A 17,128-nucleotide genomic window follows, 5' to 3' on the forward strand; every position below is an offset into this window, starting at 1 on the left:
GGTGAACCCACCCACCGGCCCGGTGCGCCGCGCGCATCGGGCCGTGCGGTGCCGGGCTACGTCGTCAGGTCGCGGGTGGCCGCGCGCTGGAGGGCTGTGGCGCGGTTGAGGTAGTCGAGGATCAGCTCCAGCTCGTCATCCGTGTACCGCTCGTACAGCTCCCCCAACGCCGCCACGAACGGTTCGAACAGCTCGCTGAACCCGGCCAGCTGCTCGTAGTTGATCTCCACGATGACCCGCCGCCGGTCCCGCGTGTCACGTATCCGCCGCACCAGCCACTTCGACTCCAGCCGGTCGATCAGCCCGCTGACGGTGGCCGGCGCCAGCCCCGCATGCTGGCCGATCTCCCCCGCCGTCAGCGGCCCCATGCGTTGCAGCAGGTCGAGCGTCTTCTCCTCCGTCATCCCGAGCCCCAGCCGCTCGCCCATGGCGGTGTGGTACATCACGGCGGCGTTGCTGCTGTCCCGCCCCGCCATGCTGATGGCCTCCAGCAAATTCTTTCGACGGTCCGAAATATCTCTGGACACAGGTAAAGCCTCCGCATATATTTCGTTCGGTCGAACGAAAGGTTATCACCATGAAGGCTCTAGTCATAGGCTGCGGCATCGCCGGACCCGTCACGGCGATGGCCCTGCGCGAGGTGGGCGTGGACGCCGAGATCTTCGAGGCGTACGGGCAGGGCGCGGAGGACGTGGGCTCGTTCCTGAACGTCGCCTCCAACGGCCTGGCCGCGCTCCGCGCGCTGGGCGCGCACCAGAAGATCCTGTCGCAGGCCATCCCCACCCCGCGCATGGTCATGTGGAGCGGATCGGGCAAGCGGCTGGGCGAGGTGGCCAACGGGCTGCGGCTCGACGACGGCACGGTCAGTCACACCGTCCTGCGGTCCGACCTCTACCGGACCATGCGTGACGAGGCGACCCGGCGCGGCATCGAGGTCACGTACGGCAAGCGCCTGGTCTCGTACGACGAAAGCGGGAAGCAGGTGACGGCCAGGTTCGCGGACGGCACGGAGGCGACGGGCGACCTGCTGATCGCGTGCGACGGCGTGCACTCACGCACTCGCACGATCCTCGACCCGCAAGCTCCCGCCGCCCGCTACAGCGGCCTCTACAGCTTCGGCGGGATCGTCAGGGACACCGGTTTCGCCGGCGAGCCGGGCGTCTACAACATGGTGTTCGGCAAGCGCGCGTTCTTCGGCTACGCGGTGCCCGAGTCGGGCGAGACCTGGTGGTTCGCGAACCTGCCCAGGCGGCTCGGCGACACTCCAGACGACTGGAAGCCGGTCCTGGTCAGGGCGTTCGAGGACGACGCGAACTTCTCCGCCGAGCTCATCCGGCGCAGCGACGTCGAGCCGGGGTCGCCGATCTATGACCTGCCGCCGGTGCCCGTGTGGCACCGCGGCCGGGTCCTGCTGACCGGGGACGCCGCGCACGCCACCTCACCCAGCTCCGGCCAGGGCGCCTCGCTGGCCATCGAGGACGCGGTCGTGCTGGCCAGGTGCCTGCGCGACAGCGGGAGCCACACGAAGGCGTTCGAGCGGTTCGAGGCCGAACGGCGGCCCAGGGCGGAGCGGGTGGTGGCGTACTCGAGGACGATCAGCAACAGCAAGGCCGCGGGCCCGGTCGCCCGGGTCTTCCGCGACCTGATGCTGCCGCACTTCCTGAAGAAGAGCGCGAGCCAGGAGTCACTCGCCTGGATGTACCGCTATCAGGCGAGCCTGTGAAACCGCCGCCTCCCCGGCCGGGACCAGCGGCAACCGCACGTCCGGGGTGGGGATCAGGCCCTGGGCGTGCAGCACTCCCTTGATCACGGTGGGGTTCGGCTCGGCGAAGAGCGCGGCCGAGAGCCTGGCCAGCCGGTGCCCGAGCGCCCTCGCCCTGGCCACGTCGCCCGCGTTCCAGGCGTCCACCAGCTCGACGTAGCCGCGGGTCTGCAGGTGCGCCGAGGCGAGGATCCCGCCGACGGCGCCCAGCGCGAGCAGCGGCGAGACGAACGCGTCGTCGCCACCGACCACCTCGAACCCCTCGGGCAGATCGCCCAGCAGGTCCACCGCGTCCTGGTCGATCCCGCCCGCCGCGTACTTCATGCCCGCGATCATCGGGTGCGCGCCCAGGTGCCGGAACGTCGCGGCGCGGACCGCCTGACCCGTCCGGTACGGGATGTGGTAGATCACCAGCGGCACCGGCGTCGCCTCCGCCAGGGCCTCGAAGTGCGCGATCACCCCACGCTCGCCCGGCCGCAGGAAGTACGGCACCGTCACCAGCGCGGCCCCGACCCCCGAAGGCAGGCCCTGCAGCGCCCGGGCCGTCGAACGCGTGTCGTTGCCCGTCACCCCCACCGTCAGCAGCGCCTGCCGCTCCGCGCACACCCGCGCGCACGCCTCGATCACCAGCTCCCGCTCGCCGGGGTCGAGCGCGGCCACCTCGCCCGTCGTGCCCAGCGCGACCAGCCCGGCGGCGCCCTGGTCGAGGTAGTCCGAGGCGAGCTTCTCGATCGCGTCCACGGCCACCTCTCCCGACGAGGTGAACGGGGTGACCAGCGGTACGTGTAGTCCTCTCAGCATGTTCCGAGCCTGTCCTGTCCGAACCCGTTAGGTCCAGCGCGGATTTCTTCGTTTGAGATTAAGCTGAGCTTATGCTCGACCCGCGCAAGCTCCACCTCCTCCGCGAACTCGCCAGGCGCGGCACCATCGCCGCGGTCGCGGAGGCGGTGACGTTCACGCCTTCGGCCGTCTCCCAGCAGCTCAGCGCCCTGGAGCGGGAGGCGGGCGTGCCGCTGCTGGAGCGCACCGGCCGTACCGTGGCGCTGACGCCCGCCGGACACCTGCTGGTCGAGCACGCGCACGCCGTGTTGGAGCAGCTCGAACGCGCGTCGGCGGCGCTCGCCTCCGCGCGTGGCGGGCCCTCGGGGCCGCTGCGGATCGGCGCGTTCCCGACGGCGGCCCGCGTGCTCCTGCCCCCGGCGCTCGTCGGCCTGACCGGGGCGCATCCGGGGCTGGTGCCGATGGTCTCCGAGATCGACCCCGCCGACGTCTCGGCCGCGCTGCGGGCAGGTGAGCTGGACGTGGCGCTCGTGCACGAGTACGACTTCGTGCCGCCCGTGACGGACGCGTCCATCGAGACGGAGCCGCTGTACAGCGAGCCGATGTACCTGACCGACCGGCCCTCCGTGGCCGACGCCCGCGCCGACTCGTGGATCACCGACAGGCCGGGCACCCTCTGCCACACCATGGCGATCCGGGCGTGCCAGGCGGCCGGGTTCGAGCCGCTCGTACGGCACCACATCGACGACTTCGACACCGTGCTCGCCTTCGTCGCCGCCGGGCAGGGGGTCGCGCTCGTACCGCACCTGGCGGCGATCGACCCGCCGGACGGGGTGACGCTCACCCGCCTGCCGCTGAGCCGCCGCACGCTCGCGGCGTTCCGGAAGGGAAACGGCGAGCACCCGGCGATCAGGGCGGCCGTCGCCGCCTTCCACGCGGCGATCCCCCACCTGCCCCTCTAACGCAGCAGCCCTCTGACCAGGTCGGCGAAGCCGGCGGCGAGCCGTTCGTGCTGCCCGGCCCGCAGCTGGCTCGCGATCGGCTCCATGTGCAGCGTGCCGAGCAGCATGTGGGCGATCTCCTCGGCGTCCACGTCGTGCCGCCCTTCGGCGATCAGCCGGGACACGTGCCGGTGCCAGGACAGGTAGATCGGATTTTCCTGCCTGGGCTGCTCGCCGTGGGCCTTCGTCGTGACCCTGGCATGCTCGATGGCGCTCACCAGGTTGCCGTTGCGCGCCGCCAGCACGGCCAGGTCCGCGAAGAACGCGACCAGCCGCTCGACCGGCTCCGCACCCGGCCCGAGCGGCGGCGGCCCCTCGGTGAACGCCTGCTCGAACTCGCGCGCCCGCTCGCTCATCAACTCGAGCATGAGCCCCGTACGGCTCCCGAACCGGTGGAACACCGTCCCCTTGCCCACGCCGGCGGCCGCCGCCACCCGCTCGACCGAGACCTGCTCGGGCGGGTGCCGCCGCAGCAGTTCCTCGGCCGCCCGCAGGATGGCCTGCCTGTTGCGCGCGGCGTCGGCCCGCTCTCGACGTTCCATCCGGTCATTCTTTCCCATGGACAAACTTGACCAGTGGTCCATATATTAACTGGACCATCGGTTCAGTTAGAGGAGCTCAAGCATGCGCGCGATCGTCCTGTCAGAAAAGGGCGGCCCCGAACGGCTCGAAGTCGCGGACCTGCCGCGCCCCCGCCCAGGCGAGGGCCAGGTCCTCATCCGCACCCAGGCCGTCGGCGTCAGCTACGCCGAGACGCAGATCCGGGCGGGGACGCTGCCGTTCCCGCTGCCGCTGCCCGCCGTGATCGGCGCGGAGGCGGCCGGCGAGGTGGTCGAGGTGGGCGAGGGGGTGGACGCGAAGCTGCTCGGGAGCACGATCGTGGGGATCACCGGCGGGGTCGGCTCGTACGCCGAGTACGCCGTGCTCCCGGCCGCCATGACGGCACCGGTGCCGGACGGCGTGACACCGGCCCAGGCGCTGGCCGCGGGGGCGCCCGGCGCGATAGCCCTCGCCCTGCTGCACAAGGCGCGCCTCGCCGGCGGGGAGACCGTGCTGGTCGAGGCGGGCAGCAGCTCGGTGGGGACGTACCTGGTGCGGCACGCGAAGGAGTTCGGGGCCGGGCGGGTGATCGCCACCGCCGGCTCGGCCGCCAAGCGGGACCGGACCGCCGAGCTGGGCGCCGACCTCGTGCTCGACCACGGCCCGGCCGGCTGGCCCGGGGAGCTGCCTGAGGTGGACGTGGTGTTCGAGGCCATCGGCGGCACGACGGCCAGGCGGGTGCTCGACCACCTCACCCCCGGCACCGGCCGGATGTTGTACTACGGGCTGCTGACCGGCGAGCCCGCCGCCGTCACGGCCGCCGACCTCATGGAGCGCGGGGTGGCGATCGTCGGGTGCAGCGGCCCCGGCTGGGCCGGGGAGGTGTTCGGGACGCACTATCCGGCAATGCTCGACAGGCTCGCCTCCGGGCGCAGCGTCGCCTACATCGACCGCACGCTGCCGCTGGAGGAGGCCGCGCAGGCCCACCGCCTCCTGGAGAGCCGCGCGGTCACCGGCCGGATCCTGCTGGTTCCGTAAGGAACCGTCAGGAGGCGAGGACCGCTTCGAGCACGGCCGTGGAGCTGTCGCCGCCCTGGTCGTAGTCGCCGGCCGTCAACGCCACCACCAGCTCCTCCTCGGGCAGGACGAGCAGGCGCTGACCGCCGTTCCCGAGGCCGCCGACCCAGCGGCGGTCACCGGTGTTCAGGTACCACTGGTAGCCGTACTCGAACCCGTCGTGGATCACCACCCGCGACCGCACCAGCTCCCGAAGCCACTCACCCGGCACGATGCCCCGGCCGCCGTCGAGCACCAGCTGACCGACGGCGGCCAGGTCGACCGGCCGCAGCCGCAGGCCCGCCGCGGCGCTCACCGTGTCGTGCTCTCCCTTCGACCACTCGAACGCGTCGATCCCGAGCGGGCGGAAGAGCGCGGTCGCGGCGTACTCCTCCAGCGGCCTGCCGGCCCCGCGGGCGATCAGGCCGCCGAGCAGGGCGGTGGCGCCGCCGCAGTAGTGCCAGAGCTTTCCCGCCTCCTCGACGACGGGCCGCTCCAGCACGTACCGGTACCGGTCGGGCGCCAGCTCCATCGCGATCTCGCTGTTGGCCGGGCTGGTGTAGGGGGCGCTCTCGTCCCATTCGAGGCCGAGGGTCATGGTCAGCGCGTGCTCGACGGTGAGATGAGCGCGCTCCGGGTCCGCCACCAGATCCGGATATTGCGGGAATTGGGCCATCAGGGCCGCACCCGGCTCCGGCACGAGCCCTTCGCCCAGCGCGATGCCGTACAGCAGCGCCACCATGCTCTTGGACACGGACCGCAGGTCGTGCAGCGTGTCCCGGTCGAACTCGACGTGCCCCAGCGAGTCGCCCAGCCGGTGGTCCGGCCCGGCGCCGTAACGCTCCAGCACGATCTCCCCGCCTCGCATCACCACGAGGCCGTGGAAGTTCGGCGCCTTGCCGGCGCGCAGGATCTCGTCGACCCGCTCAGCCATTGCCATGATGTTCCTCCTGAAAGTCGGCACACCCTGGCATACCGCCTCACACGGTGTCAGGTGCAAGCTCTAGGACAGCTCCGACAGCGCGCGTTCCCAGGGGAAGCGGTGGGCGCCGGCGTCCGGCTCGTCCGTCGCGATCTGCCGCGGCCCGCCGAACACGACCCGGACGCCCTCGCCACGCAGCTCGTCGATGCTGCGCAGGAAGGGCCGGCGGGCGGCCAGGGCGCTGTTGACGAAGGGCAGCACGACGACGGGGATCCCGAGCCCGGGCGCCTCGGCCAGCAGGCCCAGGGCGTAGGTGTCGGCGATGCCCCGGGCGAACTTGTTGACCGTGTTGTACGTGGCCGGCGCGACGATGATCGCGCCCGGTCGAGGGGGTTTGGGCTCGTGCGGCTTGCGATAGCGGCTGCGGACGGGCCGGCCGGTCTGGGCTTCCAGGGCGGCCACGTCGATGAAGTCGAGGGCCGACGGAGTGGCGACGACCTGGACGGCCCGGCCCTGCTCCTGCGCCAAGGCGACGAGCCGGCCCACGTCCGGGGCCGGTCCGGCGGCGCACACGATGACGTAGAGCTCGTCGCCCTGCGGTTCGGCCACGCGTTGACTCCCGGGGGGTTCGGCGGTGCCGCGGCTGCCGGGCAGCCGCGGCATTCTCCTTGTCAGTCGGTGCCGGACTCCATCGCGGCGTGGTCGAGCAGCTCGTCGTCGCCGGGGATCTCACCGCGCTCACCGCGGGTGGCGATCGCCTCGGCGCCGCCCTCGGGCATCGCGCCGATCAGCTCGGTCGAGGCCGTCTGCGGGGCGTCGATCAGCATCGGGTGCTGAGGGCCGACGATGCCGAGCCCGGCGTACTGCTCCAGCTTGGCGCGGGTGTCGGCGATGTCGAGGTTGCGCATGGTCAGCTGGCCGATGCGGTCGACCGGGCCGAAGGCGGAGTCCTCGGTGCGCTCCATGGACAGCTTGTCCGGGTGGTAGCTGAACGCCGGTCCGGACGTGTCCAGGATGGAGTAGTCCTCGCCGCGCCGCAGCCGCAGGGTCACCTCGCCGGTGACCGCCGTGCCGACCCAGCGCTGCAGCGACTCGCGCAGCATCAGCGCCTGCGGGTCCAGCCAGCGGCCCTCGTACAGCAGCCGGCCCAGCCGCCGCCCCTCGGCGTGGTAGTTGGCCAGGGTGTCCTCGTTGTGGATCGCGTTGACCAGCCGCTCGTAGGCGGCGTGCAGCAACGCCATGCCCGGTGCCTCGTAGATGCCCCGGCTCTTGGCCTCGATGATCCGGTTCTCGATCTGGTCGGACATGCCCATGCCGTGCCGGCCGCCGATGGCGTTGGCCTCCAGGACCAGGTCGACGGCGGAGGGGAACTCCTTGCCGTTGATGGTCACCGGCCGGCCCTGCTCGAAGCCGATCGTGACGTCCTCGGCGGCGATCTCGACGGCGGGGTCCCAGAATCGCACGCCCATGATCGGCTCGACGATCTCGATGCCCGCGTCGAGGTGCTCCAGCGCCTTGGCCTCGTGGGTCGCGCCCCAGATGTTCGCGTCGGTGGAGTATGCCTTCTCCGTGCTGTCCCGGTAGGGCAGCCCGTGGGCGAGCAGCCACTCGGACATCTCCTTGCGGCCGCCGAGCTCGGTGACGAAGTCGGCGTCCAGCCACGGCTTGTAGATCCGCAGGGAGGGGTTGGCGAGCAGGCCGTAGCGGTAGAACCGCTCGATGTCGTTGCCCTTGAAGGTGGAGCCGTCTCCCCAGATCAGCACGTCGTCGTCGAGCATCGCGCGTACGAGCAGGGTGCCCGTGACCGCCCGCCCGAGTGGCGTGGTGTTGAAGTAGGTGCGCCCGCCGGACCGGATGTGGAACGCCCCGCAGGCCAGGGCCGCGAGCCCCTCCTCCACGAGCGCCGCCCGGCAGTCGACCAGCCGGGCGATCTCGGCGCCGTAGGCCGTGGCGCGGCCGGGCACCGAGGCGATGTCAGGCTCGTCGTACTGGCCGATGTCGGCGGTGTAGGTGCACGGCACCGCGCCCTTCTCGCGCATCCACGCGACCGCGACCGAGGTGTCGAGGCCGCCGGAGAAGGCGATCCCGACACGTTCACCGACAGGCAGGGAGGTGAGCATCTTAGACACGAGTAGAAGTATATACACACCGATGCATGACCATGCAAAGCCCCCCGCCGGATTTCCGCCGCGATGTGCATCGCCGGCTCAGGTGGTGGGTTTCCTGGCCTCCAGGATGCCGGTGCTGAACCACGGCCCGCCGTACCAGAACCGCCAGCCCGCGTCGCGCCGCCGCACGTCCACCACGCCGAGCGAGCGCAGCGTGTCCTCGTACGCGGCCGTGTGCTGGAAGTCGGCGATCAGCATCAACCCGCCGGGCCGCAGCACCCGGTGCGCCTCGCGCACGGCCTGCGCGCGCCCTTCGGCGTCGGGGATGTTGTGGATGGCCAGGCTCGACACGATCGCGTCGAACGCGCCGTCGCCGAACGGCAGGTCGCGCATGTCGCCCGTCACCAGCTCGACGCGGTCGGCGACGCCCTCGGCCGCGGCGTTCGCCCTGGCCTTGGCCTCCCGGTTGCCCGACTGGTCCTTCGACTGCCACAGGTCGATGCCGGTCGCCTTGCCGTGTTCCAGCCGTTCGGCCGCCATCAGCAGCACCGCGCCCCGGCCGCAGCCGAGGTCGAGGAGGAGCTCGTCGCCCTTCAGCAGCTCGAGCTCCCCGGCCCAGACCGCGAACTTGCCGCGCCGCGTCGTGTAGAGATAGCTGGCCGCGCTGGCCAGCGTGTAGAGCCCGCCGAACAGGAACGCGATGCCCGCCGCGGTGATGTCGAGCAGGAACGAGACAGACGCCAGGGCCAGGAGCACGAGGGCCCCGAACGATAAGCCGACCAGCGCCCAGGGAGCGTCGAATCCGTAGCTTCCGTGTCGCTTGCGCACACTCACGTTATATCTCAAGGTGGTCTTGACGTGGAATTGACCTGACCCGTCCCTTCCTACCGTCTTTCCCGCACAGCGCATTACTAAGGTGGCGTGGATGGGCGCGCAAATGGGGGTTTGACCAGGCATGACGGAGAAAGAGCGGGGATTCGGCCTGGGGGCGAGCATGGCCCTGACGCTGGCATCGTCCTTGTTGTGGGGGGTGGCGCACCTGGCAGCAGAGCGCCGCAAGACCGGCCTGGCTCTCATGTTCGGATATGTCATGATGCTGGCCGGCATCCTCATGGTGTTCACCGCGTACAGCACTCGCCTGCTGTCGCTGGCGGTGCAGCCCCGCTGGCTCGCCGGGTTCACCGTGGTGCTGGTGGCGGTCGCGATCGTCTGGACCGGCGTCGTCGTCTGGTCCTTCGTCCTCGTACGCCCGCCGCGCTCCGACAGGATCGGCCGCTTTCTGACCACGGCGCTGACGCTCGCGCTCTGCGGGCTCATCATGACCCCGACGGTGTACGCCACCAGGCTCGCGTACCTGTCACGCGACGTCGTGAACACCCTGTTCCCCAGCACCGCCGCCACCGCGCCCATCATGGCCCAGGACCCGTGGAACGGCGCCCGCCGGGTCAACTTCCTGCTCCTGGGCGGCGACGCCGCACCCAACCGGCCCGGCGTGCGTACCGACAGCATGACCGTGGCCAGTGTGGACACCGAGACCGGCGCGACCACCCTGTTCGGCCTGCCGCGCAACCTCCAGCGCGTCGAATTCCCCGAGGGCCCGGCCCGGGACCAGTTCCCCTACGGGTTCACCGGCACCGGCCCCGACACGCCCGGTCTGCTCAACGAGATCTTCCAGTACGCCGAGGACCACCCGGAGGTGGTGCCGGGCGTGGAGCGGCGCCGGCGCGGGCCCATCCTGATCAAGCAGACGATCGGCGACATCCTCGGCCTCAGGGTCGACTACTACGCCCTGGTGGACATGAAGGGCTTCGCGGAGATCATCGACGCCATGGGCGGCGTGAAGGTCACGATCAAGGAGCCCATCGTGTACGGCAAATACCGCGAGGGCCTGCTGCCGGCCGGCACCCGCAGGCTGTCCGGCGAGGAGGCGCTCTGGTACGGCCGCTCGCGCACCGACAGCGACGACTACGTCCGCATGGGACGCCAGAAGTGCCTGCTCAACGCGCTCGCCAAGCAGGCCGACCCGATGACCGTGATCAACAGCTTCGAACGGCTGGCCGTGGCGACCAAGCGGGCCATCTCCACCGACCTCCCGCAGGACCTGCTGCCGGCCGTCATCGACCTCGCGCGGCGGGTCAAGGACGCGAAGATCCGCAGCCTCAGCTTCGTGCCGCCGCTGATCAACACCGCTTACCCCGACTGGTCGTTCATCCGCCGCAAGGTCGCCGAGACCCTGGAGGCCGGCCCCGTGACCAGGGCGGGCACCGCCGCCGAGCGGACACCGGACCCGGAGACCCCGGTCAACCTCGACGCCACCTGCACCTGAATCACCTCGACAGGAAAGGCCACGTGGAACCCCCGCCACGTGGCCTTTTCCGCGTGTCCGCACACGCCCCGCACGGAGTGTGGCATGATGACAACCGAAACGGAAACGGTTTTCATATCCACATCGGAGGGGTCGTGAGGGTGGCGTTCGTCGGAAAGGGCGGCAGTGGCAAGACGACGATGTCCGCGCTGTTCGCCAGACATGTGGCGAGCCAGGGCGGGCCGGTGGTGGCCGTGGACGCCGACATCAACCAGCACCTGGCCATGGTGCTCGGCCTCGACCGGCAGCCCGAGCCGCTCGGCGCCCACCTCACCGAGATCAAGGAGCGGCTGCGCGGCGACAACCCCCGCATCCCCTCCGCCGACGCCATGGTCAAGACCACCCCGCCCGGTCGCGGCTCCCGGCTGCTGAGCTTCGAGGACCTGGCCGCCGACCCGTACGCGCTGACCACCCCCGAGGGGCTGCGTCTCCTCGCGACCGGCCCGTTCAGCGAGGACGACCTCGGCGTGGCCTGCTACCACTCGAAGGTCGGCGCGGTGGAGCTCCTGCTCAACCACCTGGTCGACGGCCCCGGCGAGTACGTCGTGGTCGACATGACCGCGGGCGCCGACTCCTTCGCCTCGGGGCTGTTCACCCGGTTCGACCTGACGTTCCTCGTCGCCGAGCCGACCAGGCAGGGCGTGAGCGTCTACCGGCAGTACCGCGAGTACGCCGCCGCGTACGACGTCGCGCTGGCCGTGGTGGGCAACAAGGTCCACGGCCCGTCCGACGTCGACTTCCTGCGCGAGCACGTGGGTGACGACCTGCTCACCTGGATGGAGCACTCCGCCGCCGTCCGCGCCATGGAGCAGGGCCGCCACTTCACGCTCGACGACCTGGAGCCGGTCAACGCCGACGCGCTGGCCGTGCTCCGCAAGACCCTCGACGAGCAGGAGAAGGACTGGGCGCGCTTCGGCCGGCAGACCGTGGAGTTCCACCTGCGCAACGCCCAGGCGTGGGGCAACGACCGGGCGGGGTTCGACCTGGCCTCACAGATAGACCCGGATTTCGTGTTCGGCCCCTGAGTGCCCCCCTCCAGGCATCTGGAGGGATCACAGATCCCCACCTAGCGTCAGATTGATCCCATTCGAGAGGAGACAGCATGTCGCTGACCGTTCCGAACGAACTGCTCGACCAGGCCAGAGCCGGTGACGTGGACGACGCGGCATTCCTGGCGTGCGTCCGCGACTCGCTCCCGTACGCGTGGTCGCTGATCAGCGGCCTGGCTGAAGCGCGCGAGCAGACCGGAGCCGAGTTCGCCGACAACCAGGTACCACCGCCGTCCGAGGAAGCCCGCGGCCAGCTCCTGCGCTGCCTGGCGAGCGACTCGATGCGCGGAGCGCTGGAGCGCCACTTCGGAGTACGGCTGGCCTTCCAGAACTGCCACCGGGTCGCCGTCTTCGACCCGACGGCGACCAAGGCCCTGCACGAGTTCGTCACCCCGAGGGCCCAGATCCTCAACCAGAAGCCGGAGCTGGTTGACTGCTGACCGGCCGGCCCGGTGACCCGGCTCTGTCCGGGTCACCGGGCCCGCAGCAGCGGCAGCACCTCCGCCCCGAACCGCCGCACGTTCTCCACCGTCCGCCGATGCTCGCCCAGCCCCTCGACCAGCAGGATGAACCGCTCGATCCCGGTGTTCTCTGCGGTACGCAGGATCGTCGCGGCACAATGCTCGGCCGACCCGACCGGATGAATCCTGGCCAGCAAATCCACATATGCCGGGATATTTCGCATAGGTCGGGGCCGATCGTCCACCGGCACGTACCCCGCCAGCCCCGGCCCCAGCCACCGGGGCAGCGACTCCTTGATCTCCCGCACCGCCTCCGCCGTGGAGTCGGCCACGTAGGCCACCCCGGCTGCCACGTGATCCGTGGCGGTCCCGCCGCGGGCGACGTAGTCCTCGACCAGGGCGGCCTTCTCGGCGTCCCCGATGTGCATCCCCAGCAGCATCGGCAGCCCCCGCTCCGCCGCCACCCCCACGGTCGCCTCGGAGGTGCACGCGACCACCGGCCGCATGCTCGCGCCCGGCACCACCCGGACCTCCCTGAACCGGAAGAACTCCCCGTCACCGGCGACGGGACCTCCGGAGAGCCCGTCGAGCAGGAGGTCGAGCGACTCCCCGAACCCCCGCTCGAACCGCTCGGCCCCCGTCCCGAACACCTCCAGGTCCACCCACGGCCCGCCCCTGCCGACCCCCAGCGTGAACCGCCCGCCGGACAGATGGTGCAGCATGGCCGCCTGCTCGGCCAGCGCCACGGGATGCTGCGTGGACAGCACGCTGACGGCCGTGCCGAGCCCGATCCGCGAGGTCCTGCCGAGGGCGACCGCCGCCAGGGTGGTCGCGGAGGGGCACACGCCGTAGGACATGAAGTGATGCTCGGCGACCCACGCGTCGTCGAACCCCGCCTCCTCGGCGGCCACGATCACTTCGACGGCATCGGCCAGCACCTGCCCGGCCTCCTGGCCGGGGAACTGCGCCGCGATGACGAAGACGCCGATTCGCACCCACCCGATGATGCCCGATGCGCCCCGTTCAGCCGAACAGGCTGGCCTGGCCCTCACCCACGAGCGGGTCCCGATGGTGCTTGAGGTGCCGCCATCGAGGGAGATCGTCCAGGTAGGACCACGAGAGCCGGTGGTGGGGCGTGGGGCCGAGCCGGGCCAGGGCCTCCTGATGGAGGGGTGAGGGGTAGCCGGCGTTGTCGGCGAAGCCGTACTCCTCGCAGCCGATCGTCCCCATGTACGCGTCGCGCCGGACCTTGGCCAGGACGGACGCCGCCGCGACCGAGATGCTCGCCGAGTCGCCCTTGACCTCCAGGCGCACCGGCCAGGGCGCGCCGATGTAGTCGTGCTTGCCGTCGAGGATCACCGCGTCCGGGCGCGCCGGCAGCGCCTCCAGCGCCCGCCTGGCGGCCCGGCGCAGGGCCTCGGTCATGCCCAGCTCGTCGATCTCCGTGTGGGTGGCCTCGCCGAAGCCGATGCCGGCCGCCCACGCGGTCAGCTCCTCGGCGAGCGGGGTGCGTTTGGCCGCCGAGAGCTGCTTGGAGTCCGTGAGGCCGGACGGCGGGTCGGACAGGTCGGTGACGACGGCGCAGACCGTGACCGGCCCCGCCCAGGCGCCGCGGCCCACCTCGTCGATGCCCGCGACCGTGCGGGTGCTCGGCTGGGAGAGCAGGAGGTGCTCGATGTCGTACGTCGGCGCCATAACGGCAGACGCTATCGCCTCACCAGGCCGCCCCGTCATTCATCCAGCGGATCTCCGGGCGGGTGGCGGTCCGCCGGGCGTACCGGGTCCAGGTCGGCGGCGAGGTAGCGGGCGGCCACGTGGATCGCGCGGAGCGTCACCGACACCGACGGGCGGTGGACGCTCGAGTTCCGGGCGACCGCGTGCACGTCGCGCCCCACCGGGTTTCCCGGGAACTGGCGCACCGCCAGCCCCCGCACCCCTGCCGCCAGCGCGAGCGCGGGCACGGCGGCGATGCCGATCCCCTTCGCCACCAGCGACAGGATCGTTCCCAGTCCCTCGAACTCCCACGGCGTGGGCCGCGTGCCGCCCACGTCCACCAGGAGCCGGTCCACCGCCAGCCGGGACGGCTCCCCGTCGGGCGTCGCCATCCACGGCTCGTCCCGCAGCTCCCGCAGGTCCACCGGCACGTCGGGATCGGCGAGGCGGTGCTTGCGCGGCACCACCAGCACCAGAGGGTCGCGCAGCAGCGGGAACACCCGCAGGCTCTCGTTGTCGCGCACCCGCCCGTACCAGTCGTCCACGAGGGCGATGTCCACCTCGCCCGACTGCACCTCGCGCATGCCCCGGCCCGACCTGCTCTGCCCCAGCCGGAGCGCCAGCTCGGTGTGGCGGCGCAGCGAGCGGGCCAGCGCCGGGGCGAAGGCCACCGCGGCCGTCGGGAAGGCGGTGACCACGACCCGCCCCGCGGGTGTCCCCGCGTGGGCGGACAGGTCGGACTCCGCCTCCTCGACCATGGACAGGATGCGCTCCGCGTGCGCCACCAGCCGCCGCCCCGCGTCGGTCAGCTCGGCGCTGCGCGCGGTCCTGTCGATGAGAGCCGTGCCTGTCTCACGTTCGAGCGCGACGAGTTGCTGCGACACGGCCGAAGGACTGTACCCCAGCGAAGCCGCGGTCGCAGCGATACTTCCGCGACGAGCGAACTCGCAGATCAGGACCAAACGCCGCAATTCAAGCATCAGTCTTCCTTATGCCTACCCACGAAAAGCCTCGCTTGTACCGATGCCTTCATCCAACCACCCTGGGAACGTGACAAACATGACCGTGACGTTGTCCGCCACATTGGCGGCAAATGAGGACATCGACCGAAGACGGCGCGCCGGGGAACGAGTGCTCCACCTGGCCTTCGGCGAGGCAGGGCTGCCCGTCCACCCGGCGCTGCGCGACAGGCTGGCCGGCGCGGCCGAACGCAACGGCTACGGGCCCGTCGCGGGGGCGGCCGAGCTCAGGACGGCGGCGGCGGGCTACTGGACACGACGCGGGCTCCCCACCGACCCCCAGCTCGTCGTCTGCGGACCGGGCAGCAAGTCCCTCCTGTACGGCCTGCTCCTGGCGATCGGCGGAGACATCGTCCTGCCCATGCCCAGCTGGGTCAGCTACGCCGCACAGGCCGAGCTGGTCGGCTCCCGCCCCATCCTGGTGCCCGCACCGCCAGGAGGGGGCGGAGTGCCCGACCCCGACCTCGTGGCCGGCGAGGTGCGCCGGGCCAGGGCACAGGGCAGGACGGTCAACTCTCTGCTGGTGACGCTGCCCGACAACCCGACGGGCCGCCTGGCCGGCCCGGAGACCATCGCGCGCCTGGTGGAGATCGCCCGCGAGCTCGATCTGATGATCATCTCGGACGAGATCTACCGCGACGTCGTGCACGACCCCACCCTGCCGTACACCTCCCCTGCCGACCTCGCGCCCGAGCGCACGATCATCACCACCGGGCTGAGCAAGAGCCTGGCTCTGGGGGGCTGGCGGATCGGCGTGGCCAGGCTGCCCGCGGGCAGCCACGCGCTGCACAGGAGCCTGCTCGCGGTGGCCAGCGAGATCTGGTCGGCGCCCGCGGCCCCGGTGCAGGAGGCGGCGGCGTACGCCTTCGACGAGCCGCAGGAGCTGCTGGTCCGCATCGAGCTCGCCCGGCGGCTGCACGGCACGGTCGCCAGGGCCGTGCACGAGAGGTTCACCGAGATCGGGGCCGACGTGCCCGTCCCCCAGGGCGGCTTCTACCTCTATCCCGATCTGAGCCACCTCCGGCTCGGCGGCTCCGCCGAGATCACCAAGATCCTCTTGGAGGAACACGGCATCGGCGTCCTGCCCGGACACGCCTTCGGCGACGACCCGGCGGCGGCCAGGATGCGGGTCGCGGTGAGCCTCCTCTACGGCGAGACCGCCGAAGAGCGACTGACCGCTCTGAACAGCCCGAACCCCCTCCAACTCCCCTGGATCGCCGACAATCTGGACTATCTTTCGACGGGTCTGAATGAGCTGGCCTCGGCGCGGCTCGGAGCGGTGCGTTAACAGCGTCCCGCGTTCGTCCCGACACCATGTCACAGTTAGGCGAATCTTTCCCCAAGGGCGGGTTTACCATCCCTCAAAAGGGGCCGCTGACCTGCAGCAACACCCCGTCTGCAGAAAGCTGCAAAAGATCTTCCTAACTGCATGGTTACGCGCACCCCCGCTTCCCCTCATCATGTGCACATGCCCGCTCTTGTCACCTTGTCCGGGCGCTCCGTGCGCCTGGAACCTCTCAGCCTCGCGGCGATCGATGACCTCGTCGCCGCGGCGAGTGAAGACCGTTGCACTTACGCCTTCACTCGGGTCCCGGATGGCCGGGACGAGATGGTCTCCTATGTGGAGGCCGCCATGGCTGAGCAGGCGGAGGGCCGCTCCATGCCCTTCGCCATCCGGTGGCTGAACACCGACCGCGTGGTCGGTGCCACCCGTCTCATGCACCTGGAGTATTGGCAGGGCCCCATGCCCTGGCCACCGGGTACACGTGGTGTGGTGGGCGATATCCCGTCCGTGGCGGACATCGGTTACACCTGGCTGGCAGCCAGTGCCCAGGGCACAGGTGTCAACCGTGAGAGCAAGTTCCTGATGCTCTCGCACGCCTTCGAGACATGGAACGTCCACCGCATCACCCTCAAGGCAGATGTACGTAACACCAAGTCCCGGGCCGCCATCGAGGCCCTCGGCGCACACTTCGACGGGGTGCGGCGAGCGGATAGCCGAGGCGCCGACAACACGGTCCGAGATACCGCGTTCTACTCGATCCTGAGCTCCGAATGGCCGCTCGTACGCGAGCGGCTCGCCCTGCGGCTCGGACTGGTCGAGGCAGCCTGAGAACCTGTCCACCACGGCCCCGCCCCAAGAAAGTTCGGGCGGGGCCGTATTTTTTCCTGCCTACGAGTGCTCTACATGACACGCCCCCGCGGTGTGAGTCATGCCTAGCCGACCTTCAGCATCCAGGGGCGCGCTCAACACCGGATCAAAGACGGATCAACGGCACATTTAACGATCAGTCCGGAGTCTAGGTGACAAAGGACGTTGGATCTATCATTTGGTAACAAAACGTTCCATTG

18 protein-coding genes are annotated in these 17,128 nt (G+C 70.7%); 8 read left to right on the forward strand and 10 right to left on the reverse strand.

Annotated features, from left to right (window positions below):
- Positions 1 to 56: 56 nt before the first annotated feature.
- On the reverse strand, positions 57 to 476 hold the full coding sequence (locus tag ACIBI9_RS41250; protein WP_397230812.1) for a MarR family transcriptional regulator: 420 nt from the start codon (positions 474 to 476) through the stop codon (positions 57 to 59).
- A 101-nt stretch (positions 477 to 577) separates the two neighbouring features.
- Between ACIBI9_RS41250 and ACIBI9_RS41255 the strand changes: the two genes are divergently transcribed.
- Positions 578 to 1,723, forward strand: coding sequence for an FAD-dependent oxidoreductase (locus ACIBI9_RS41255; RefSeq protein ID WP_397230814.1), 1,146 nt, complete (start codon positions 578 to 580; stop codon positions 1,721 to 1,723).
- On the opposite strand, the gene ACIBI9_RS41260 is transcribed toward ACIBI9_RS41255, so the two are convergent.
- Positions 1,685 to 2,563 carry a 4-hydroxy-tetrahydrodipicolinate synthase family protein gene (locus tag ACIBI9_RS41260; RefSeq protein WP_397230816.1) on the reverse strand — a complete coding sequence of 293 codons (879 nt, stop codon included), beginning with the start codon at positions 2,561 to 2,563 and terminating at the stop codon, positions 1,685 to 1,687. The genes ACIBI9_RS41255 and ACIBI9_RS41260 overlap by 39 nt on opposite strands.
- Positions 2,564 to 2,634: 71 nt before the next feature.
- Between ACIBI9_RS41260 and ACIBI9_RS41265 the strand changes: the two genes are divergently transcribed.
- Positions 2,635 to 3,504, forward strand: a complete 870-nt coding sequence (locus ACIBI9_RS41265) for a LysR family transcriptional regulator (RefSeq protein WP_397230818.1) — start codon at positions 2,635 to 2,637, stop codon at positions 3,502 to 3,504.
- On the opposite strand, the gene ACIBI9_RS41270 is transcribed toward ACIBI9_RS41265, so the two are convergent.
- A complete protein-coding gene (locus ACIBI9_RS41270) occupies positions 3,501 to 4,085 on the reverse strand; it encodes a TetR/AcrR family transcriptional regulator (RefSeq protein ID WP_397230820.1) in 585 nt (194 codons plus the stop codon). The two genes, ACIBI9_RS41265 and ACIBI9_RS41270, sit on opposite strands and share 4 nt — an antisense overlap.
- Positions 4,086 to 4,167: 82 nt before the next feature.
- Here ACIBI9_RS41270 and ACIBI9_RS41275 point away from each other — a divergent pair, with 82 nt between their 5' ends.
- Positions 4,168 to 5,121 carry a zinc-binding alcohol dehydrogenase family protein gene (locus tag ACIBI9_RS41275; protein ID WP_397230822.1) on the forward strand — a complete coding sequence of 318 codons (954 nt, stop codon included), beginning with the start codon at positions 4,168 to 4,170 and terminating at the stop codon, positions 5,119 to 5,121.
- A 7-nt stretch (positions 5,122 to 5,128) separates the two neighbouring features.
- Here the strand turns inward: ACIBI9_RS41275 and ACIBI9_RS41280 are convergent, their stop codons facing one another.
- The 4 genes from ACIBI9_RS41280 to ACIBI9_RS41295 form a co-directional block, all read right to left on the reverse strand.
- Positions 5,129 to 6,079 carry a serine hydrolase domain-containing protein gene (locus ACIBI9_RS41280; protein ID WP_397230824.1) on the reverse strand — a complete coding sequence of 317 codons (951 nt, stop codon included), beginning with the start codon at positions 6,077 to 6,079 and terminating at the stop codon, positions 5,129 to 5,131.
- A 63-nt stretch (positions 6,080 to 6,142) separates the two neighbouring features.
- The gene (locus ACIBI9_RS41285; RefSeq protein ID WP_397230826.1) at positions 6,143 to 6,670 is read right to left on the reverse strand and encodes a flavoprotein; all 528 of its coding nucleotides are present in this window, start codon (positions 6,668 to 6,670) and stop codon (positions 6,143 to 6,145) included.
- A gap of 62 nt (positions 6,671 to 6,732) precedes the next feature.
- Positions 6,733 to 8,190: an argininosuccinate synthase gene (argG, locus tag ACIBI9_RS41290; protein WP_397230828.1), complete on the reverse strand. Its 1,458-nt coding sequence runs from the start codon at positions 8,188 to 8,190 to the stop codon at positions 6,733 to 6,735.
- Positions 8,191 to 8,268: 78 nt separating this feature from the next.
- Positions 8,269 to 8,997: a class I SAM-dependent methyltransferase gene (locus ACIBI9_RS41295; RefSeq protein WP_397230830.1), complete on the reverse strand. Its 729-nt coding sequence runs from the start codon at positions 8,995 to 8,997 to the stop codon at positions 8,269 to 8,271.
- Between the two features lie 127 nt (positions 8,998 to 9,124).
- Here ACIBI9_RS41295 and ACIBI9_RS41300 point away from each other — a divergent pair, with 127 nt between their 5' ends.
- From ACIBI9_RS41300 to ACIBI9_RS41310, 3 genes are all read left to right on the forward strand, one after another.
- The gene (locus ACIBI9_RS41300; protein ID WP_397230832.1) at positions 9,125 to 10,495 is read left to right on the forward strand and encodes an LCP family protein; all 1,371 of its coding nucleotides are present in this window, start codon (positions 9,125 to 9,127) and stop codon (positions 10,493 to 10,495) included.
- Positions 10,496 to 10,629: 134 nt separating this feature from the next.
- Positions 10,630 to 11,559: an ATP-binding protein gene (locus tag ACIBI9_RS41305; protein ID WP_397230834.1), complete on the forward strand. Its 930-nt coding sequence runs from the start codon at positions 10,630 to 10,632 to the stop codon at positions 11,557 to 11,559.
- Positions 11,560 to 11,636: 77 nt separating this feature from the next.
- A complete protein-coding gene (locus tag ACIBI9_RS41310; RefSeq protein ID WP_397230836.1) occupies positions 11,637 to 12,023 on the forward strand; it encodes an SCO5389 family protein in 387 nt (128 codons plus the stop codon).
- A 32-nt stretch (positions 12,024 to 12,055) separates the two neighbouring features.
- On the opposite strand, the gene ACIBI9_RS41315 is transcribed toward ACIBI9_RS41310, so the two are convergent.
- From ACIBI9_RS41315 to ACIBI9_RS41325, 3 genes are read right to left on the reverse strand one after another with little or no spacing between them, the layout of a single operon-like run.
- Positions 12,056 to 13,039, reverse strand: coding sequence for an LLM class flavin-dependent oxidoreductase (locus ACIBI9_RS41315; protein ID WP_397230838.1), 984 nt, complete (start codon positions 13,037 to 13,039; stop codon positions 12,056 to 12,058).
- Between the two features lie 28 nt (positions 13,040 to 13,067).
- Entirely contained in the window at positions 13,068 to 13,778 is a 711-nt protein-coding gene (locus tag ACIBI9_RS41320) for a ribonuclease HII (protein ID WP_397230840.1), read from the reverse strand.
- Positions 13,775 to 14,737, reverse strand: a complete 963-nt coding sequence (locus tag ACIBI9_RS41325) for a LysR family transcriptional regulator (protein ID WP_397230842.1) — start codon at positions 14,735 to 14,737, stop codon at positions 13,775 to 13,777. Before ACIBI9_RS41325 ends, ACIBI9_RS41320 begins: the two co-directional genes overlap by 4 nt.
- 79 nt (positions 14,738 to 14,816) lie before the next feature.
- Here ACIBI9_RS41325 and ACIBI9_RS41330 point away from each other — a divergent pair, with 79 nt between their 5' ends.
- Together ACIBI9_RS41330 and ACIBI9_RS41335 are read left to right on the forward strand one after the other, a co-directional pair.
- Positions 14,817 to 16,064 carry a pyridoxal phosphate-dependent aminotransferase gene (locus ACIBI9_RS41330; protein WP_397230843.1) on the forward strand — a complete coding sequence of 416 codons (1,248 nt, stop codon included), beginning with the start codon at positions 14,817 to 14,819 and terminating at the stop codon, positions 16,062 to 16,064.
- Positions 16,065 to 16,244: 180 nt separating this feature from the next.
- Positions 16,245 to 16,889 (forward strand): GNAT family N-acetyltransferase, encoded by a 645-nt coding sequence (locus tag ACIBI9_RS41335; RefSeq protein WP_397230845.1) that lies wholly within the window; start codon positions 16,245 to 16,247, stop codon positions 16,887 to 16,889.
- The last annotated feature ends 239 nt before the right edge of the window (positions 16,890 to 17,128 follow it).

Source organism: Nonomuraea sp. NPDC050451 (assembly GCF_044458585.1).